Annotated in this window: 17 protein-coding genes; 9 read left to right on the top strand and 8 right to left on the bottom strand. The window is 71.5% G+C overall.

Translation table 11 applies throughout. The annotated features are described in order from the left end of the window. The first annotated feature begins 17 nt into the window (after positions 1-17). Positions 18-932: an ABC transporter substrate-binding protein gene (locus BLS99_RS05020; RefSeq protein ID WP_091044473.1), complete on the top strand. Its 915-nt coding sequence runs from the start codon at positions 18-20 to the stop codon at positions 930-932. Between the two features lie 40 nt (positions 933-972). Here the strand turns inward: BLS99_RS05020 and BLS99_RS05025 are convergent, their stop codons facing one another. Continuing rightward, positions 973-1,476 carry a riboflavin biosynthesis intermediates N-glycosidase gene (locus tag BLS99_RS05025; RefSeq protein WP_091044478.1) on the bottom strand — a complete coding sequence of 168 codons (504 nt, stop codon included), beginning with the start codon at positions 1,474-1,476 and terminating at the stop codon, positions 973-975. 110 nt (positions 1,477-1,586) lie between these two features. Here BLS99_RS05025 and BLS99_RS05030 point away from each other — a divergent pair, with 110 nt between their 5' ends. The 6 genes from BLS99_RS05030 (at position 1,587) to BLS99_RS05055 (ending at position 9,745) form a co-directional block, all read left to right on the top strand. Beyond that, complete coding sequence (locus BLS99_RS05030) at positions 1,587-3,263, top strand: DUF885 domain-containing protein (RefSeq protein WP_091044482.1); 1,677 nt, start codon at positions 1,587-1,589, stop codon at positions 3,261-3,263. Between the two features lie 477 nt (positions 3,264-3,740). Next, on the top strand, positions 3,741-5,240 hold the full coding sequence (locus tag BLS99_RS05035) for a pyridoxal phosphate-dependent decarboxylase family protein (protein ID WP_425432604.1): 1,500 nt from the start codon (positions 3,741-3,743) through the stop codon (positions 5,238-5,240). After that, complete coding sequence (locus BLS99_RS05040; protein WP_091044486.1) at positions 5,237-6,532, top strand: lysine N(6)-hydroxylase/L-ornithine N(5)-oxygenase family protein; 1,296 nt, start codon at positions 5,237-5,239, stop codon at positions 6,530-6,532. Before BLS99_RS05035 ends, BLS99_RS05040 begins: the two co-directional genes overlap by 4 nt. After that, positions 6,529-7,119 carry a GNAT family N-acetyltransferase gene (locus tag BLS99_RS05045; protein WP_091044491.1) on the top strand — a complete coding sequence of 197 codons (591 nt, stop codon included), beginning with the start codon at positions 6,529-6,531 and terminating at the stop codon, positions 7,117-7,119. The genes BLS99_RS05040 and BLS99_RS05045 overlap by 4 nt, the downstream gene beginning before the upstream one ends. Beyond that, entirely contained in the window at positions 7,116-8,873 is a 1,758-nt protein-coding gene (locus BLS99_RS05050; RefSeq protein ID WP_218126254.1) for an IucA/IucC family protein, read from the top strand. Before BLS99_RS05045 ends, BLS99_RS05050 begins: the two co-directional genes overlap by 4 nt. A 104-nt stretch (positions 8,874-8,977) precedes the next feature. Further along, the gene (locus BLS99_RS05055) at positions 8,978-9,745 is read left to right on the top strand and encodes an SDR family NAD(P)-dependent oxidoreductase (RefSeq protein ID WP_176953198.1); all 768 of its coding nucleotides are present in this window, start codon (positions 8,978-8,980) and stop codon (positions 9,743-9,745) included. Here the strand turns inward: BLS99_RS05055 and BLS99_RS05060 are convergent. Then, positions 9,742-11,013, bottom strand: coding sequence for an MFS transporter (locus tag BLS99_RS05060; RefSeq protein ID WP_091044498.1), 1,272 nt, complete (start codon positions 11,011-11,013; stop codon positions 9,742-9,744). The two genes, BLS99_RS05055 and BLS99_RS05060, sit on opposite strands and share 4 nt — an antisense overlap. Before the next feature lie 73 nt (positions 11,014-11,086). Further along, complete coding sequence (locus BLS99_RS05065) at positions 11,087-12,397, bottom strand: aminotransferase class I/II-fold pyridoxal phosphate-dependent enzyme (RefSeq protein WP_091044501.1); 1,311 nt, start codon at positions 12,395-12,397, stop codon at positions 11,087-11,089. Positions 12,398-12,445: 48 nt separating this feature from the next. Here BLS99_RS05065 and BLS99_RS05070 point away from each other — a divergent pair, with 48 nt between their 5' ends. Next, positions 12,446-13,063 carry a pyridoxamine 5'-phosphate oxidase family protein gene (locus tag BLS99_RS05070; RefSeq protein WP_091044504.1) on the top strand — a complete coding sequence of 206 codons (618 nt, stop codon included), beginning with the start codon at positions 12,446-12,448 and terminating at the stop codon, positions 13,061-13,063. Between the two features lie 157 nt (positions 13,064-13,220). Here BLS99_RS05070 and BLS99_RS05075 read toward each other — a convergent pair whose 3' ends face one another. From BLS99_RS05075 to BLS99_RS05095, 5 genes are all read right to left on the bottom strand, one after another. Then, complete coding sequence (locus BLS99_RS05075; RefSeq protein WP_091044508.1) at positions 13,221-14,111, bottom strand: ThuA domain-containing protein; 891 nt, start codon at positions 14,109-14,111, stop codon at positions 13,221-13,223. Between the two features lie 34 nt (positions 14,112-14,145). Then, entirely contained in the window at positions 14,146-15,045 is a 900-nt protein-coding gene (locus BLS99_RS05080; protein ID WP_091044513.1) for a M23 family metallopeptidase, read from the bottom strand. Positions 15,046-15,163: 118 nt separating this feature from the next. Then, positions 15,164-15,961 (bottom strand): ABC transporter permease, encoded by a 798-nt coding sequence (locus BLS99_RS05085; RefSeq protein ID WP_245712152.1) that lies wholly within the window; start codon positions 15,959-15,961, stop codon positions 15,164-15,166. An 8-nt stretch (positions 15,962-15,969) separates the two neighbouring features. Beyond that, a complete protein-coding gene (locus BLS99_RS05090; RefSeq protein WP_091044516.1) occupies positions 15,970-16,794 on the bottom strand; it encodes an ABC transporter permease in 825 nt (274 codons plus the stop codon). Continuing rightward, complete coding sequence (locus BLS99_RS05095; protein WP_091044519.1) at positions 16,791-17,744, bottom strand: ABC transporter ATP-binding protein; 954 nt, start codon at positions 17,742-17,744, stop codon at positions 16,791-16,793. Before BLS99_RS05095 ends, BLS99_RS05090 begins: the two co-directional genes overlap by 4 nt. Before the next feature lie 228 nt (positions 17,745-17,972). Between BLS99_RS05095 and BLS99_RS05100 the strand changes: the two genes are divergently transcribed. Then, entirely contained in the window at positions 17,973-19,031 is a 1,059-nt protein-coding gene (locus BLS99_RS05100) for a fatty acid desaturase family protein (RefSeq protein ID WP_218126256.1), read from the top strand. The last annotated feature ends 54 nt before the right edge of the window (positions 19,032-19,085 follow it).

The raw sequence follows: 19,085 nt of genomic DNA on the forward strand, positions 1-19,085 counted from the left end.
TCTTGAGAGGAATACCCATGTTCAGAGTGCGAGGCATTCGTGCCGGACTCGCCGCCGCGGCGGTCCTCGGCACCGCGATCGCGTTGACCGGCTGCTCGTCCGACGACCCGCTGGCCGAGGACACCCCGTCCGGCGACGCGCCGAGCGGCACCATCGTCGTCGGCTCCCAGGCGTACTACTCCAACGAGATCGTCGCCGAGATCTACGCGCAGGCCCTCGAAGGGGCCGGCATGGAGGTCGAGCGGCGCTTCAGCATCGGCCAGCGCGACGCCTACATGCCGGAAGTCGAGAGCGGCGCGATCACGCTGTTCCCCGAGTACACCGGCAACCTGCTCCAGTTCCTCGACCCCGAGACCGAGGCCCGGTCCCCCGAGGACGTGTACGCCGCGCTCCAGGAGGCCCTGCCCGAGGGGCTGACGGTCCTCGACCAGTCGACCGCCAGCGACCAGGACTCGTACACCGTCACCGCCGACTTCGCCGCGGCGAACAGCCTGGTGTCGATCGCGGACCTGGCGAACGTCTCCGACACGCTGACCCTCGGCGGCCCGCCCGAGCTCGCCGAGCGGCCGTACGGCCCGACGGGCCTTGAGGACGTCTACGGGGTGTCGGTCGAGTTCTCGGCGACCGGTGACACCACTGTGGAGGACCTGGTGGCGGGCACGGTGAACGTGGCGAACGTGTTCACGGCCGACCCGCGCATCCAGACCGACGACCTCGTGGTCCTGGAGGACCCGGAGTCGCTGTTCCTGGCCTCGAACGTGGTCCCGCTCGTGAGCGAGGCCGTGGCCGGCGACGTGGCCGACGTGATCAACGCGGTGAGCGCCGCGCTGACCCCGGAGGGCCTGGTCGCGCTGAACGTCCAGAGCACGGTCGACCAGGCGTCGACGCCGGACATCGCGTCGCAGTGGCTGTCGGACAACGGCCTGAGCTAAACGCATGAGGAGAGGCCGGTCGCGTGCGACCGGCCTCTTCTCATGCGCGCAGCCGCTCCCGGGCCTCCACGAGGGCCTTGCCGAGGAGGTTGAGGCCGCGCCAGGTGTCGGGCGAGGCGGCGCGGGGGTCGTCGTCGGCGAGGCCGATGCCCCAGATGCGGTCGACCGGGCTGGCCTCGACGAGGACCCGGTCGCCGGTGCCGAGCAGGAACGCCAGCAGTTCGGGGTCCTGGCCGAACTTGAGCACGTTGCCGCGCACGACGATCCCGTACCGCTCGGCCTCCCACGCCTCCTGCGTGAAGCCGCGGACCTGGCGCCCGATCTTCTGCACGTTCGCGGGATGCCCGGCGGCGAGGATCCGCTCGGCGGCCTCGGTGTCGCCGAACAGCCATGCCTTGTGCGCCATCATGTAGTGCTCGGCGGTGGCGTACCGGTGGCCGTCGTCGGTGAACGCGCTCGGCCACCACTGGCTCAGGCACCCGCGCCCGACGGCGCCACCGGGCTCGCCCTTCTGGTTCCAGAAGTACAGGTACTCGACAGACATGCCGAGACCTTCCCACGCGGGAGGGCGGCGGAGCAAGGGGGAATCCCACGCGCTTGCCGGGCGGCTAGCGGGGGCGTTAGGGTCGGGGCACCTGATCTGGAAGGGTGCACATGGGCGATGCTCAGCTCGCTGCGCTGGCGCAGCGGTACTTCGACTTTCATCTGGCCGACAACCCCGCATCGGCCAGCTTCTACGGGATTCCCGGCTACGACCACCTCCTGGGCGATCCGAGCCGGGGCGGCGACGCGGTGCGGCTCGCGCACCACGCGGAGGTCCGGGACGGGCTCGCCGCGATCGACGCGGGGGCGCTGGAGGGCCAGGACCGCATCACGCACTCGATGCTCGGGCGGCTCGTGAACGACCAGTCCGCGGTGATCGAGGCGCGGCTGGGGGAAGTGGCGCTGAGCAACACCATCAGCGGCCCGGTCTCCTCGATGCTGTCCTCGCTGCCGCGCCAGAGCCTCGACACCGAGCAGCGGAGCCGGGACTACCTCCTCAGGCTCGGGCAGGTCGGGGACCACTTCGACGCGGTCCTGGAGCGGTACCGGCAGGCGGGGGCCGAAGGGCGGCACCAGACCCGGACCGGGGTTCTGGGGGTCGTCGAGCAGGTGCAGGACTACCTCGGGACCGATATAGAACGGGATGCGCTCGCGGCGCCCGCGCCCACCGGCGTGGACGTGGACGAGTGGAAGGCCGAGGCCAAGGCCCTGGTCGCCGAGCGGGTCCGGCCCGCGCTCGCGCGGTGGCGCGAGGCCCTGGAGACCGAGTTCCTGCCCGTGGCCCGCGGCGACGAGGCCGTGGGCATCTGCCACGTCCCGGGCGGCGAGGAGGGGTACCGCGCGGCGTCGCGGCAGTTCACCACCACCGACCTCGACCCCGAGGCGGTGCACCGGATCGGCCTCGAAGAGGTCGAGCGCAACCGCGCCGACTTCGCCGAGATCGGCGCCCGCGCCCTGGGCACGGGCGTCGTGGCCGAGGTGATCGAGCGCCTGCGCGAGGACACCGGGCTGCGCTACGAGACCGCCGACCAGATCCTGCACGACGTCACCGCAGCGCTGGGCCGGGCCGAGGCCGCGCTGCCGAACGCGTTCCTGGACTACGAGTTCGCCCCGTGCTCGGTCGAGGAGATCCCCGAGGCCGCGGCCAAGGGCTCGACCCTCGCGTACTACACCGTGCCGGCCTCGGACGGCTCGCGCCCGGGCACGCACTGGGTGAACACCCATGCGCCGCAGAGCAGGGCGCGGTACGAGTACGAGGCGCTGGCCTTCCACGAGAGCGTCCCCGGCCACCACCTCCAGTTCGCGCTCGGCCAGACCCTGAAGGACCTGCCGCAGTTCCGGCAGTTCGGGTACGTGACCGCGTTCGGCGAGGGCTGGGGCCTGTACACCGAGCGGCTGTGCGACGAGATCGGGCTCTACAGCGGCGACCTCGCGCGGCTCGGCATGGTCTCGTTCGACGCCTGGCGGGCCTGCCGCCTGGTCGTGGACTCGGGGATGCACGCGTTCGGCTGGTCGCGCGAGCGCGCCGTGCAGTTCATGCGCGACAACACCGCCCTGTCCGAAGTGAACATCGCGAACGAGGTCGACCGGTACATCGCGTGGCCGGGCCAGGCCCTCGCGTACATGATCGGCCGCAAGCACATCGAGGGCCTGCGCGCCCGCGCCGAGCGGGAGCTGGGGGCCGGGTTCGACCTGCGGCACTTCCACGACCGCATCCTGAGCAGCGGCTCCATCCCGCTGGAGACGATGACCGGCGTCGTGGAGGCGTGGATCGCGGAAGCGAGGTAAGTCCCCCTGAGAGGGGGAAACCGGGACCGGCGGCGGGCGTCCAGCCCGCCGCCGGTCCTGTTGCGTCCCATCGGAAGACGATCGCGAAGCGGGCGGCGGAGCCACTGCGGCGTGCGGCGCCCTGTCGGATTGGCGACAGACAGCGTCCTCACGGTCCGTCATGATTCAAGCGCGGCGGCGACTCCCCCCGGGCGCCGCCGCAACTCCCCTGCGGTGCGCCGCGGACGACATCGCCGCTGGCGATCCGGTTGCGCCCCAGTCACCTTCGCGCCTCCTCCAGAGAGGCCGTCCGGCGTCGGCCGCATTCTCACGCAAATGCCGATTAGCGGAATCCAGGTCCGAGAACCGTGGAGAACATCACCATCCGGGATGAGGTCTTCCGCCCGTCATGCACTTAGGTTAGCCTAACCTACACGTTCCCCGGCATCCCGAGAGACCGTCCCTCCGTGCAGGACCACTGAAAGGTGACCCTCCGTGCTGACTAGTGCCGACCTCCGCCCGGCTCCCGTGCCGCGCAACCGGACCGCACCCCCGGCCCTCCTTGGCCGCGACTCGGCCGCCGCCTACCGCGGCCTCATCGCCGACGTGGCCGACCGGATCGCCGAGCGGATCGCCGCGGTCGAGCGGCCCTGGACCGGCGCCGCCCCGGCCGCGCTCGCGCCCGCCGTCGCGGCCGTCGACCTCGACCGGCCCCTGGAGGACTTCGAGGCCGCGTTCGAGGAGGTCGGCGGGCTCTACCTCGACGACGCCGTGTGGTTCCACCACCCGCGCTACCTCGCCCACCTCAACTGCCCCGTCGCGCTCCCCGCCGTCGCGGCGGAGACCGTCCTCGCGGCCGTGAACACCTCGGTCGACACCTGGGACCAGAGCGCCGGCGGCACCCTCATCGAGCAGCGCCTCATCGAGTGGACCGCCCGGCGCGCCGGCCTCGGCCCGGACGCCGACGGGGTCTTCACCTCCGGCGGCACCCAGTCGAACCTCCACGCGCTCCTCCTCGCCCGCGACGAGGCCGTGGAGGCCGTGCTCCTCAAGCACCGCATCGAGCACGGCACCCCGCTGCGCGGCGTCGAGGTCCTGCCCCGCCTGCGGTTCTTCGCCTCCCCGCACTCGCACTTCTCGGTCGTCAAGGCCGCCAGGCTCCTCGGCCTCGGCGAGGAGGCGGTCGTCACCGTCCCCGCCGACGACTGGTTCCGCATGAACCCCGCCGCGCTCGACGCCGCCATCGAGACCTGCCGCGAGCAGGGCGACGTCCCCGCCGCGGTCGTCGCCACCGCCGGGACCACCGACTTCGGCTCGGTCGACCCGCTCGCCCCCATCGCCGAGGTCGCCGCCGCGCACCGCGTCTGGCTCCACGTGGACGCCGCCTACGGGTGCGGCCTCCTCGTCTCGCTGGAGCACCGGGACCTGCTGGCGGGCATCGAGTCCGCCGACTCGGTCACGGTCGACTACCACAAGTCGTTCTTCCAGCCGGTCAGCTCCTCCGCGCTCCTGGTGCGCGACCGCGCCTCGCTGCGCCACGTCACGCACCACGCCGACTACCTCAACCCGGCCGAGGGCGCGCTGCCGAACCAGGTCGACAAGAGCCTCCAGACCACGCGCCGCTTCGACGCGCTGAAGCTGTGGATGACGCTGCGCACCTTGGGACCCGACGCCGTGGGCGCCATGTTCGACCGGGTGTGCGCGCTCGCCGGCGAGGCGTGGGACTGGCTCGCCTCGGACCCGCGCTTCGAGGTCGCCGCGCCGCCGTCGCAGCTCTCGACGGTGCTGTTCCGCCTCGCCGGGGCCGGCGACGACACCCACCGGACCGCCCGCGAGGCGCTCGCGGCCTCCGGCGGCGGCATGGTCGCCGCGACCCGCGTCGAGGGCCGGATCGCCCTGAAGCTCACGCTGCTCAACCCCGAGACCACCCTGGAGGACGTCGTCCCCGTGCTCGAAGCCCTGGCCCGCCACGGCAAGCAGGCCAAGGAGGCGGCGTGACCACCGTGCGCGACTTCATCGGGATCGGGCTGGGGCCGTTCAACCTCGGCCTCGCGGCCCTCACCGCGCCGATCGCCGACCTCGACGGACTCTTCCTGGAGCGCAAGCCGGACGTCGATTGGCACCCGGGGATGCTCATCGAGGGCACCACGATGCAGGTGCCGTTCATGGCCGACCTCGCCACGCTCGCCGACCCCACCTCCGAGTACTCGTTCCTTAACTACCTCAAGCAGAACGGGCGGCTCTACCCGTTCTACATCCGCGAGTCGTTCTTCCAGCTCCGCGCCGAGTTCCAGGACTACCTGCGCTGGGCCGCAAGGAAACTCGACAACCTGGAGTTCAACCGGGAGGTCGTGGAGGTGGCCTGGGAGGACGGGGCCTACGCCGTGACCTCGCATGGCCCGGGCGGCGCGCGGACCGACCGGGCGAGGCGCCTGGTGCTCGGCACCGGGACGCCGCCGTGGGTGCCGCCGGCCTGCCGCGGACTGGAGTCCGGGACGGTGTGCCACGCGTCGTCCTATCTGGAGCACCGCGACCGGCTCCGGGAGTGCGCCTCGATCACCGTGGTCGGCTCGGGCCAGAGCGCGGCCGAGATCTACCGGGACCTGCTGGGCGGCATCGACTCCGGCGGGTACACGCTCAACTGGGTCACGCGTTCGCCGCGGTTCTTCCCGCTGGAGTACACGAAGCTGACGCTGGAGATGACCAGCCCGGAGTACGTGGACTACTTCCACGCCCTTCCGGCCGACCGGCGCGACGAGCTGAACCTGGCGCACAAGGGCCTGTACAAGGGCGTCAACGCCGAGCTCATCAACGAGATCTACGACGTGCTGTACGAGAAGCGGTTCGCGATGGGGACCGTCCCGACGCGGCTGCTCACCAACTGCACGGTTGAGAAATGCACGGTTGAGAATGCGGCGGAAGGCGCTGCGGCCCTGCGGCTCGGCGTGCGCCAGCACGAGCAGGACCGCGGCTTCGACCTGGCGACCGAGGGCCTGGTGCTCGCGACCGGCTACAGTTACCGCGTCCCGGCGTTCCTCGACGGGGTCCGGGACCGGCTCCGCTTCGACGCGACCGGGCGCCTGGAGCCGCGGCGCGACTACAGCGTCGACGCGGCCGGCGCAGGCGAGGTCTTCGTCCAGAACGCCGAGCTCGCCACCCACGGGTTCACCGCCCCCGACCTCGGCATGGCCGCCCACCGCAACTCCTGGATCATCCGGTCGATGACCGGCCGGGAGGTCTACCCCATCGAGCAGCGAATCGGCTTCCAGGAGTTCGGAGCACCCGCATGAACGCGCTGACGCACGCCCCCAAGACCTTCTACCACCTCCACGACCGCCTCGGCGACTTCGGGCTGCGCCCGGTCGACCCGCCCACCGACTCGCCGCTGCTGCACGAGTGGGTCACCCACCCCAAGGCGCGCTACTGGATGATGCAGGACGCCGCCGTCGCCGACGTGCTCGCCGAGCACGAGGCCATCGAGATGAACCCGCACCACTTCGCGTACATGGGCCTGTACCACTACCGGGCCCGGTTCCTCGTGGAGGTGTACGACCCGGCGCACTCCGAGCTGGCCTCGGTCTACGACCCCGCCGAGGGCGACGTCGGCATGCACGTGCTCACCGCCCCCGCCGAGACCCCGATCCCCGGGTTCACCAAGGGGGTCATGACCGCGGTGATGCACCTGCTGTTCGACGGGTTCCGGGCCAAGCGCGCGGTCGTCGAGCCCGACACCGGGAACGAGGCGATCCACCGCCTCAACGAGCACGTCGGCTTCCGTCCTGAGAGGACCGTGAAGCTGGAGCGCAAGGAGGCGCTGCTGAGCTTCTGCACCCGGATGGACTTCGAGCGGTCCGCCGCGAAGGGGGTGCACGCGTGAGCGCCATCGACCACCTGACCCCGGGGCCGTGGCTCCGGGCCACGCGGGACCTGCTGGCCAAGGCCATCGGCGAGTTCGCGCACGAGCGGCTGCTGGTGCCGGTCAAGGACGGCGACGCGTACACGCTCGCCGCCGGGGCCGAGCGGTACCGCTTCACGGCGCGCCGCTTCAAACTCGACCACTGGGTGGTCGACCCCGCCTCGATCGAGCGGACCGCAGGCGGGAAGGGCGCCGAACCGGACGCGGCCGCGTTCTTCCTGGCGTTCAAGGGCGAACTGGGCCTGAGCGACGCCGTGCTGCCGGTGTACCTCGAAGAGGTCGCGGCCACCGTCAACCGCGGGGCGTTCCAGCTCGCCGAGGACCAGCCGACCGCCGCGGCGCTCGTCGGCGCCGGCTTCCAGGCGATCGAGGCGGCCATGACCGGCGGGCACCCGTGCTTCGTGGCCGGCTCGGGCCGGCTCGGGTTCACCTCCGAGGACTACCGGGCCTACGCGCCCGAGGCCGGTGCGGGCGTGCGGCTCATGTGGCTCGCGGCCCGCCGCGAGCACGCGATGTTCGCCGCCTCGCCCGAACTCGACTTCCAGTGGCTGCTGGAGACCCAGGTCGACGCCGACTCCCGCGAGTACTTCGCGTCGGTGCTCACCGACAAAGGGTTGTCCTATGAGGACGTGTACCTGATCCCGGTGCACCCGTGGCAGTGGCGCAACCGGATCTCGGTGACGTTCGCGCCCGAGATCGCCGCCGGGCGGCTGGTCCCCCTCGGCGAGGGCCACGACGAGTTCCAGGCCCAGCAGTCGATCCGGACCTTCTTCGACCGCACCGAGCCCGGCCGCGACTACGTCAAGACCGCCCTCTCGGTGCTGAACATGGGCTTCATGCGGGGCCTGTCGACCGAGTACATGGAGGTCACGCCCGCGATCTGCGACTGGGTGGCCGACCTCGTGCACGGCGACCCGACCCTGAAGCGCCACGGCGCCACCGTCCTGCGCGAGCGCGCGGCCGTGGGCTACCGGCACCCGGCCTACACGGCCGGGGCGCCCAAGGGCTCGCCGTACCGCAAGATGCTCGCGGCCCTGTGGCGCGAGAGCCCGGTCCCCAAGCTCGCCAAGGGGGAGCGCGCGGCGACCATGGCCTCGCTGCTGCACGTCGACCGCGACGGGAAGCCGTTCGCGTCGGCCCTCATCCGCCGCTCGGGGCTGCGCCCGGCCGACTGGCTGCGCGGGTACCTCGACGCGTACCTGGTGCCGCTCGCCCACTGCCTGTACAAGTACGGGCTCGTGTTCATGCCGCACGGGGAGAACGTCATCCTCGTGCTCAAGGACGGGGCCGTCGAGCGGGTGTTCCTCAAGGACATCGGCGAGGAGTGCGCGGTCCTGGAGCCCGCGACCGAGGTGCCCGAGGCGATCGGGCGGATCCGGGCCGAGGTGCCCGACGACGTGCGGGCGCTGTCGATCCTCACCGACGTGGCCGACTGCTTCCTGCGGTTCCTCGCCGGCATCCTGCACGTCGACGGCGTGCTCAGCGAGGACGAGTTCTGGCGCACGGCCGCCGAGGCCCTGAAGGACTACCAGGCCGCGCACCCCGAGCTGGCCGGGGAGTTCGAGCGGTTCCCGCTGTTCGCGGACTCGTTCACGCTCTCGTGCCTGAACCGCTTGCAGCTCAAGAACAACCAGCAGATGGTGGACCTGGAGAACCAGGAGGAGAGCCTGATCTACGCGGGCCGCCTGGACAATCCGCTCGCCCCCTGGCGCTGAACCCGCGCCCGCCGCGGGGCCGTCCCGTGCCGGACGGCCCCGCGGCGGGCGCCCCGGGACCGAGCGGTACGGGACCCTGGACACGGCAGGCCAAAATGAACGGCATGCAACTCAACAGTCCTGTCCTCATCACCGGAGCGAGCCACGGCCTGGGCCAGGCCACCGCGTCGCTCCTGGCCTCCCAAGGCGTCCCGCTGGCCCTGTGCGCCCGGAACGCCGCGCCCCTGAACGAGTTCGCCGCGAAGCTCCGCGCCGAGCACGACGTCCAGGTCGCGGCGCGGGCACTGGATGTGAACGACGCCGAGATGCTCACCGAGTTCGCGCACGAGGCCGGGCGCCGCCTGGGCGACCTCGGCGGCGTGGTCGCGAACGTCGGCGGCGCGCGCGGGCGCAGCCTCGTCGACACCGAGGCCGACGACTGGGCCTACACGCTCGGCGTCAACGTCGTCAGCGCCATGACCGCGCTCAAGGCGTCGCTGCCGCAGCTGCGCCGCACCCGCGGTGCGGCCGTGCTCGTGTCCTCGATCTCCGGCGCGAAGCCCTCCCCCGGGCTCGCGTACGGCTCCACGAAGGCCGCGCTCAACCACGCCGCGACGGTGCTCGGCCGCGAACTCGGCCCCAGCGGCGTCCGCGTCAACGCGGTCGCCCCCGGCTCGATGCTCATCCCCGACCGCAACTGGGACCGCCTGCGCGTGGCCGACCCCGGCCGCTACGAGGCGTTCCTCGACGAGTTCCCCTCGCGCCAGTTGCTCGACCCCGGGGACGTGGCCGAGGTCATCGCGTTCCTGCTGTCGGACAAGGCGAGAGCGGTGAACGGCGCCGTCGTGCCGGTCGACGGCGGCCAGAACGCCCCGAGCGCCTACGGCTACTAGGCCGCCTCCTCCGCGGCGGTCGGGCCGGAGATCCGGCCCATCAAGAACGGGACCACGCACAGGGTGACCACGGCGCAGAACACGCAGAGCATCCCGTAGCTCGCGTACTCCACGATCGGGCCCGACGCGATGCCCGCGCCCATCGCGGCCAGGCCCATGACCAGGTCGGAGAACCCCTGCGTGGACGGGCGCTGCGCCGGGGAGACCGCGCCGGTCACCAGCGCGGCCGCGGCGACGGTCATCGCCGACCAGCCGAGGCCGAGCAGGACCAGGCCGATCGAGAGGCGCACGTGGTCGTCCGCGGGCGAGGAGCCCGCGACCGCGCACGCCGCGACCAGGATCGCGGTGCCGGCCACCAGGACCGGGCGCGAGCCGTGGCGGTCGACGAGGCGGCCGACGACGGGCGCCAGCGCGTACATGCCGCCGATGTGGAGGCCGAGGATCACGCCGACGACGGTGAGGGCCTGCTCGGGGTCGGCCATGCCGTGCCGGATGTGGAGGGCGGTCATGGCCATGACCCCGACCATGACGAAGTGCCCGAGGGCCGCGGCGACCACGCCGGTGCGCACCGCGGGGTTCGACTTCGCGGTGCGGTACCCGTCGGCGATCGAGCGGCGCGGCGCGTCGGTCTCGCCGCTGAGCTCGCGGGCCGTCAGGAGCGGGTCGGGGCGCAGGAACACCCCGATGATCAGCGCGGTCAGGACGCACAGGACGCCCATGGCGACCATCGAGCCGACGTACGCGGGCCCGCCGACCGCCGCGGACCACCAGCGCTCGGCGAGCGCGGCCACCGAGGGGCCGACGACCGAGCCGATCGTGGTGGCCCACACGACGATCGCCAGGTGCGAGCCGCGCTTGGCCGCGGGGGCGAGGTCGGCCGCGGCGTACCGCGACTGGAGGCCCGCGAACGACGCCGAGCCGAGCAGGAAGTACCCGAGGACGGCCACGGGGGCGTTGTCGAGGTGGATCGCGGCGATGATGACGAGCGTGCCGGCCACCGCGCACGCGTAGCCGAACGCGAGGCCGCCGCGGCGGCCGAAGCGCTCGGTGATGCGCACGGCCGGGACCACGACGAGCGCGGAGCCGCCCACGAAGAGGCTCTGGGCGAGCCCGGCGTACGTCGAGGAGCCGGTCATGTCCTCGACGAGGAGCGCGCCGACGGCGATGCCGATGCCGACGGCCAGGCCGCCGATGACCTGCGTGGCGAAGAGGGTCCGCAGGACGCGTCGTTGCAAGAGGGTCGTGTCCGGGTGTGCAGTCGCGGTCACGGGGGGTTCCTTTCTGGAGTTGTCGGGCGAATCGGGTGGTCCGCCCGGGGCGCCGCCGGGGGGCGGCGCCCGGTCAGACCGGCGGCGCCGCCGGTCCGGAGGCGTAGACGATCGCGTCGGCGACCGCGGGTGCGGCCTCGGGTTCGAGGCGGGCGGTGCTCACCCGGATCGCCTGGGCGCCGTGGAAGGAGAAGCCGCGGCCGGGGGCCACGGCGTACCCGGCGTCGCGCAGGGAGACGACGGCGGCGGTCTCGTCGGCGACCGGGACCCACAGGTTGAGGCCGGAGGTGCCCCACGTGTCGATGCCGCGCGCCGCGAGCGCGTCGCGCAGGGCCGCTTGGCGTTCGGAGTAGACGCGGCCCGCGTGCCGGACCCGGGCGGCCGTGTCCTCGTCGGTCCACGCGGCGATGACGAAGTGCTGGAGGATGCACGAGACCCAGCCGTGGCCGAGGGCCATGCGTCCCTGGAGGCGGGCCTTCGTGTCGGGGTCGGCGGCCACGAGCGCGGTGCGCAGGTCGGGGCCGTAGGGCTTGGAGACCGAGCGGACGAACATCCAGTGCTCGGCCGCGTCGGCGACGAAGCGCAGCGGCGTGCGCGAGAGCTCGGCCCAGTGGTCGTCCTCGATGACGAAGACGCCCCGGTGGCGCTCGACCACCTCCCGGAGCTCGGCGGCGCGGGCCTCGGACACCGCTGCGCCCGTGGGGTTCTGGCCGCGCGAGGTGAGGATGAACGCGCGGGCGCCGGAGGCGAGGGCGGCGTCCAGCTCCGCGGCGATCGGGCCCTCGCCGTCGATCGCGACCGGCGTAACCTGGTATCCGGCCGACAGCAGCAGGTCGCGGCCGTTGGCCCAGGTGGGCTCCTCGACGGCGACGGTGTCGCCGGGTTCGAGCCGGGCCGCGAGGCCCCGTTCGAAGGCGTCCAGGGCGCCGGAGGTCACGGTGAGCTCGCCGCGGACGCCGTCGGCGGCGAAGCGGTCGCGGGCGAGGTCGAGGAGGTCGGGGCAGGGGCCGCCGTCGCGGTAGTTGCCGTGGACGATGTCGACGCCGGGCTTGAGGGCGCCGAGGTCGGGCAGCAGGTCGGTGTCGGGCTCGCCGGAGACGAGGTCGCGCACTCCAGAAGGGACCGTGAGGGTCCCGGTGGGGGTGAAGGCGGAGCGCTGGCGCACGAAGGTGCCGGCGCGGCCGCCGGTCTCGACCACGCCGCGCTCGCGCAGCCGCCGGTAGGCGGAGGCGACGGTGCCGGGCGCGACCCCGAGGTCGGCGGCGAGCTTGCGGACGGGGGGCAGGGTGCGGCCGGGCGCGAGCCGTCCGGCGCGCACGCCGGCCTCGACGCTGGCGGCGATCTCGGTTGCCGCCGTTCCGGTGATCTGATACTGTACCGACATAACCACAGCATTGTATCAGTACAAATAAGCGGATGGGAGCCCCCCTCGATGTCCACCCTCGAATGCCCCTACAGCGGCCGGTTCGAGCAGACCGAGCGCACGACCCCGAAGCGCTCGCGCGAGCGGGTCACCTACGAGCGGGCCGAGTCCTACCGGGTCCTGGACGAGGCGCTGTTCGTCGACCTCGCCTTCGTCGGCCCCGACGGCGCGCCCCGCGTCCTCCCCACCTTCCATGTGCGCGTTGGCGACACGCTCTACCTGCACGGCTCGACCGGCAGCAGCATGGGCCTGGGCGGCCGCGAGGGCTTCCCGGTGAGCGTCACCGCCACCGTCGTCGACGGGCTCGTGTTCTCCAAGAGCTGGTTCCACCACTCCATGAACTACCGCAGCGTCGTCGTCCACGCGAACGCCCGGCTGGTCGAGGACGCCGACGAGCGCTGGAACGTCTTCAAGGCCCTCATCGACCGCTTCGCCGAGGGCCGCTCCGAGCGGTCCCGGGAGGCGAGCGTGAAGGAGAACGCCATGTCGGCGCTGCTCGCGATCCCGCTCGAAGAGGTCTCGATCAAGCAGCGCGCGGGCGGCCCGGTCGAGGAGCCCGGGGACGAGGACCTGCCCTTCGAGAACGGTGTCGCGAACGTGCGAACCCTGGTGACCGGGCGGTTGTAGACTCCGATCCGCGCGGTGCCGGACCGGCTCCGCCCCGTGGCCGTATGGGTGCTCCGGGGTGTGAGCGGGTCGTGGGAACTTCCGGCTCGGAGCCGTCCGGCACCGCGTCCCCGGACACGACGAAGGGCGGGCCTGCGGCCCGCCCTTTTCGCACGTGTCAGACGCCGGCCCGCACCGGCGGGTCCGCGGCCGGTTCGCTCTCGGCGCCTTCGGATTCGCGCAGGGCCTCGTCCTTGTCGAGGCGCCACACGGCGATGGAGCCGCCGCCCGCGACCGCCACCACGAAGAGCACGAACGTCCAGGTGTAGGGCCACTCGGGGGCCGCGTCCTCGGAGTTCTGGAGGAGCATGCCCTGCTCCCCCGCCGCCCACCAGATGCCCTGGCGGATGAGCTGGAGGAAGTCGCGGTCGCCCCAGGTCTTGCCGGTGCCGCCCGGGGAGGCGTAGAACGCGTTGTAGGACTCGGAGTTCCAGGCGACGGGGTCACCGGAGCCGAGCTGCGCGAGGATCGTCGACTCCGGTTGCGCGGGTTCGGGATCGAAGTAGTACCAGCGCTCGGTGACCTTGAGCTCCTCGTCGAGGCCGTCGGTGATCGGCGAGCCCGCGTTGAACGCGACCTCCTGCTCGGAGGCCGGCTCCACCGGGGGCGTGAGCGCCGTGGCGCCCAGCAGCTCCTGGTAGAAGTCCCAGTCGGGTTCGCTCGCCGCCGCGGCGTTGGTGGCGACGAAGCCGCCGCCGCGGGAGAGGAACGAGTGGAGCGACGCCTCCTGGGTCTCGTCCAGGATGTCGGCGCCGGTGTTGAGGAACATGACCACGTCGGTGCCGTCGAGGTCCTCGAGGTCCGCGGGGGTGCCCTCGACGAGGGTGAAGCTCCAGCGGCGGGCCTCCATGTGGAGGCGTTCGAGCGCGAAGTCGGCCACGTCCTGGGCCTCGTTCCCGGTCGTCAGCACCAGGACCGTGGGGCCGCCGGCGGCGAGCGCCGCCGAAGGGGCGAAGGCGGGCGCGCAGGCCAACGCGACGACGATGCACAGTCGCAGGAGGGTTCTCACGCGCCCACCATATCGGGCTTCGCTGCGGGGCGGGTCAGCCGCAGTGGCTCCAGCCGCTCGTCCACGTGGTCGAGCCGACCGAGCCGCCCCACTTGACGCAGGTGTTCGGCGCGGACTTCTTCACCGGCCCCGCGTAGTAGGAGAAGTTCCCGGAGTCCTTCGTGACGGTGCCGCCTTCGACCTGGAGGGTCGAGGAGACCGCGGAGGCGGTGCCGACGCTGGTGTACTTCAGCGTCACGACGCAGTTGTACCCGTTGGAGGCGTTGTACATCAGGAAGATCGCCCCGACGGTGCCGAGCGCGTGCTGGTTGATCTGGGAGTAGCCGGACCCGCAGACCTCGCCGGGCGTGTACGGGTTCCCGCCGCCGGAGCAGCCGTTGGTGGAGGTGATGGCCTTCTTGGTGCCCTGCGGGACCGAGACGCCCTCGACCACGGGGCTGACGACCGTGCCGCTGGCGTTGCGCTGCTCGTAGTGCAGGTGCGGCGCGTTGGAGCCGCCGGTCGAGCCGACCGTGCCGATGATCGTCCCCTGCGAGACGCTCATGCTGGAGCCGGGGGCCTTCACCTGGGTGGCGAGGTGGGCGTAGCGGGTGCTGGTGCCGTCGGAGTGCACGACCTTGACCCAGCGGCCGTAGCTCGTGGAGCCCTCGTTGTAGAAGTAGGCGGTGCCGGCCGCGGTGGCGCGCACGTTCTCGCCGTTGATCGCGTCGGACCCGTAGGTCTGCCAGTCGATCGACTTGGCGGGGTTGTGCGCCGGGGTGCCGATCCAGTTGTTCGCGTAGAACGTCTTGTTGCAGTTGAACGGGCTCTTGTGGGAGACGGCCTGCGCCGTGAAGTCGTCGGCGTTCGAGACCAGGGTCGGCGCGAAGGCTGCGACGGCCGCGGTAAGGAGCGCCGCGACGAGGAGTGCGATTCGTCGGTTGCGGTGTCTCATAAGGGGAACGTACCGAAATTTCACTCCGTTGTGAAGGTCACATTTGAAGAAAACTTTCTTACATGGAAGCAGCCGCGCCCCCGCTCGTGCGGAGGCGCGGCCTGCTGCTTGACCGCTGCTACTTATACAGAGCCCGTGCCAGTCGGCGCTGGGCGATCCACATCCCGCCGACCGCCAGCGCGAGGAGGTACGCGATGTGCACCAGCATCATCGGGCCGAGCTGGCCCAGGCTGATGCCGCGCACCAGCTCGATGCCGTGGTACAGCGGCATGACGTAGACGATCGGCTGCGCGAAGCCGGGGTAGGACTCGACGGGCGTGAAGGTGCCGCCGAACAGGAACATCGCGAAGACGACGGCGTTCATCCAGTCGAAGTCGGTCCAGTCCCGGAACAGGGTGGCGAGGGTGAGGCCGATGCCGGCGAACGCGAGCGCGATGAACACGCACGCGGGGACCGCCAGGAGCGCCCACCAGGAGTCGAGGAGTCCGAAGAGCCCCATGACGACCACGAACGCGCCGATGTAGGTGAAGCCGCGGATGAGGGCCCACCAGACCTCGCCGAGGGCGACGTCGGCGGGCCGCAGCGGGGTGTTGAGGATGCCGTCGTAGACCTTCATCCACTTGAACTTGGCGAAGACGTTGACGGAGGTCTCGGCGAGCACGCCCATCATGGCGGCGTTGGCGAGGATCGCGGGGGCGACGTACGCGGTGTAGGAGACGGTGGAGCCGTCGGGGAGGGTGAGGTCCCCGACGAGGGCGCCGACGCCGAATCCGAAGGCGAACAGGAACAGCAGCGACTCGACGGCGCCGGAGAGGATGAGGATCCAGGCCCGGCGCATGGCGATCCAGTTGCGGTTGAGCAGTGCCCCGGAGTTGCGGAGGCCGGCGCGGGCGGCGCCGTAGGCGATGACGGACACGCGGGCTCCTAGAAGTTCAGGCGGCGCTCGATGACGCGGCGGGCGGCGAACCAGCCGGTCACGGCGAGCAGCGCCAGGTAGGCGATGTGGACGTAGGGCGGGAGGGCGGGCGCGGTGCCGGCGGTGGCGGCTCGCGCGAGCTCGGTGCCGTGCCACAGCGGGGAGATCCACACCAGCGGCTGGAGGAACCCGGGCATCTGGTCGGCGGGGAAGAAGACCCCGGAGAACAGGGAGACGGGCATGACGGCGAACCGGAAGATCATGTTCAGGTTCGAGTCGTTCTTGATGCTGGAGGCCCAGCAGTGGAGCCAGGGGGCCATCGCGGCGGAGACGAGTCCGGCGGCGATGACGGCGAACGCCGCCCACCAGGAGGTGTAGACGCCGAAGAACGCGAGGACGACGGCGACGATGGTGCAGTTCGTGAAGGGCCGGAACAGGGCCGCGTACGCGAGGTGGCCGTTGAGGATGTCGACCGGGCGCAGCGGGGTGGCGCGCTGGGCGAGGTAGCCGCCGCCCCAGTCGGCGTAGCCGCCGAAGACGGGGAAGACCATGTCGTTGCCGAGCATCATGACCGCGACGGAGCAGATGAGGCCGGGGGCGATGAACTCGGCGTAGGTGAGGCCGCCGACGGAGGCCGAGTCGATGTAGGCGCCGACGCCGATGCCGATCGAGACCATGTAGAGGACGGGCAGGAGCACGGAGGTGAAGACGGTGCCGTGCCAGACGTGCCGGTAGAGGGCGAGCTGGAGGTGGAAGGCCCGCCAGGCGCCGTCGAGTGCGGTCGGGGCGGTGCGGTCGGCGGTGGCGGGGGCCTGGGCGGTGGTCGTGGTCACGACTCGGCCTCCACGAGGGCGCGGCCGGTGAGTCGCAGGAAGACGTCTTCGAGGGTGGCGCGGCGGGCGAGGACGGAGGTCGGGTGGACGTCGCGGGCCTCGAGCGCGGCGTTCGTGTCGTCGGCGTCGTCGGTGTAGACGAGGATCTTGTCGGGCAGGGGCTCGATCTGGGCGCCGACGCCGTCGAGGGTGTGGGCGAGGGCGGCGAGTTCGGCGGTGTGGGCGGTGCCGAAGCGCAGCTCCACGACCTCCTTGGTGACGTGGGTGTCGATGAGTTCGCGGGGGGAGCCGGAGGCGATGATGCGGCCTTCGTCCATGACGACGAGGCGGTCGCAGAGCTGCTCGGCCTCGTCCATGTAGTGGGTGGTGAGGAGGATGGAGACGCCGCGGTGCTTGAGCTGGAAGAGGCGCTCCCAGACGAGGTGGCGGGCCTGGGGGTCGAGGCCGGTGGTGGGTTCGTCGAGGATGACCAGTTCGGGGTCGTTGATGAGGGAGCGGGCGATGGCGAGGCGGCGCTGCATGCCGCCGGAGAGGTCGGAGACCTGGTCCTTGGCGCGCGAGGTGAGCTGGACGAAGTCGAGGAGCTCGGCGGCCTTCGCGCGGGCCTCCTTCTTCCTGATGCCGAAGTAGCGGGCGTAGACGACGAGGTTCTCGAACACGGTGAGCATGTCGTCGAGGGTGTTGTCCTGGGGGACGACCCCGAGGCGGGCGCGGATCTCGGCGCCCTGGGTGTGGGGGTCGCGGCCGAAGACCTCGAGGGTGCCGCCGGTGGGCTGGGAGACGCAGCCGATCATCCGCATGGTGGTGGACTTCCCGGCGCCGTTCGCGCCGAGGAACCCGAACGCCTCGCCGCGCCGGATCGCGAAGTCGACGCCGCGGACGGCCTCGTGCTCGCCGTACTTCTTCCGCAGGTCGGCGGCACTGACCAGGATCTCGTTGTCATCAGGCATACCGTCGAGCCTAGATCCCTCATACGACAGGGCTCCACTCCTTACTCACTGTCATGGTCCTTACCCGATCGGGTGCCGGTCTTCACGCTGTGCTGCCCGTTCCTGTGAGTCGCCTGGGAAAGGTAGGGCAAGCACTACCCCTATTGACGGGTCAGCGGTAGCGACTTGCGGGCCCGCAACCGGGAGGCTAGAGGGGTCGAGAACGAGCACGACAGATCGGAAGCTCACATGACGATGACACTGCCCGCCCCTGAGGCTCCGACAGCGGAGCGGACCGGCAGCGACTTCGCGCAGCTCTCCCGCCGCATCAACGCGGCCGGGCTGATGCGCCGCCGCCCCGGGTACTACGTGATCCGCTTCGCCCTCACCGGCGCGGTGTTCATCGGCGGCTGGGTCGCCTTCGCCATGCTCGGCAACACCTGGTGGCAGCTCCTGACGGCCGTGTTCCTGGCCATCGTCAGCGCCCAGGTCGCGTTCCTCGGCCACGACCTCGCGCACCGCCAGGTCATCCGCAGCCGCAGCACCTCCGAGCGGGTGGGCTGGTTCACCGGCAACCTCGCCAACGGCATGGGCTACGGCTGGTGGAACGACAAGCACAACCGCCACCACGCCAACCCCAACCACGAGGACCTCGACCCGGACGTGGCCGGGGGCCAGCTGTTCGTGTGGTCGAAGCGCCAGGCGCGCATCGCGCAGGGCATCGACCGGTTCTTCGGCAAGTACCAGGCGGAGCTGTTCTTCCCGATCCTCACGCTCGAGGGCCTGAACCTGAACGTCTCGGGCATCAAGTCGGTCCTCAAGCCCGGTCTGAAGAACCGCGGCATGGAGGCCCTGTTCCTGGCCGTCCACTGGGCCGCGTACCTGTCGGCCGTGTTCCTGGTGCTCTCCCCCGGCAAGGCCGTCGTCTTCATCCTGGTGCACAAGGCCGCGTGGGGCGTGTACATGGGCTCGGTCTTCGCGCCGAACCACAAGGGCATGCCGACCTTCGTCGGCGAGACCGAGCTGGACTTCCTGCGCAAGCAGGTGCTGACCTCGCGGAACGTCAAGGGCGGCTGGTTCACCGACTTCGCGCTCGGCGGCCTGAACTACCAGATCGAGCACCACCTGTTCCCGGCGATGCCGTCGGTGCACCTGAAGTACGCGCAGCCGATCGTCGAGGAGTTCTGCGACGAGAAGGGCATCCCCTACCACGCGACGGGCCTGATCCAGTCCTGGCGCGAGGCCCTCGGCGAACTCCACGCCCACGGCGAGCCCCTGCGCAACCCGCAGCCCGCCGAGGCGCACTAGACCAAGCAGCTTCAAGGCCGCTCCCCGTGAGGGGGGCGGCCTTTTCGCTGTTCA

The sequence above is a fragment of the Glycomyces sambucus genome (assembly GCF_900102815.1).
Lineage (GTDB): Bacteria > Actinomycetota > Actinomycetes > Mycobacteriales > Micromonosporaceae > Glycomyces > Glycomyces sambucus.

Excerpts from the sequence above, each read along its gene's own strand:
- BLS99_RS05055 (WP_176953198.1), top strand. The coding sequence starts at position 8,978 with ATGCAACTCAACAGTCCTGTCCTCATCACCGGAGCGAGCCACGGCCTG.
- BLS99_RS05045 (WP_091044491.1), top strand. The coding sequence starts at position 6,529 with ATGAACGCGCTGACGCACGCCCCCAAGACCTTCTACCACCTCCACGAC.
- BLS99_RS05020 (WP_091044473.1), top strand. The coding sequence starts at position 18 with ATGTTCAGAGTGCGAGGCATTCGTGCCGGACTCGCCGCCGCGGCGGTC.
- BLS99_RS05030 (WP_091044482.1), top strand. The coding sequence starts at position 1,587 with ATGGGCGATGCTCAGCTCGCTGCGCTGGCGCAGCGGTACTTCGACTTT.
- BLS99_RS05065 (WP_091044501.1), bottom strand. The coding sequence starts at position 12,397 with ATGTCGGTACAGTATCAGATCACCGGAACGGCGGCAACCGAGATCGCC.
- BLS99_RS05070 (WP_091044504.1), top strand. The coding sequence starts at position 12,446 with ATGTCCACCCTCGAATGCCCCTACAGCGGCCGGTTCGAGCAGACCGAG.
- BLS99_RS05095 (WP_091044519.1), bottom strand. The coding sequence starts at position 17,744 with ATGCCTGATGACAACGAGATCCTGGTCAGTGCCGCCGACCTGCGGAAG.
- BLS99_RS05025 (WP_091044478.1), bottom strand. The coding sequence starts at position 1,476 with ATGTCTGTCGAGTACCTGTACTTCTGGAACCAGAAGGGCGAGCCCGGT.
- BLS99_RS05080 (WP_091044513.1), bottom strand. The coding sequence starts at position 15,045 with ATGAGACACCGCAACCGACGAATCGCACTCCTCGTCGCGGCGCTCCTT.
- BLS99_RS05100 (WP_218126256.1), top strand. The coding sequence starts at position 17,973 with ATGACGATGACACTGCCCGCCCCTGAGGCTCCGACAGCGGAGCGGACC.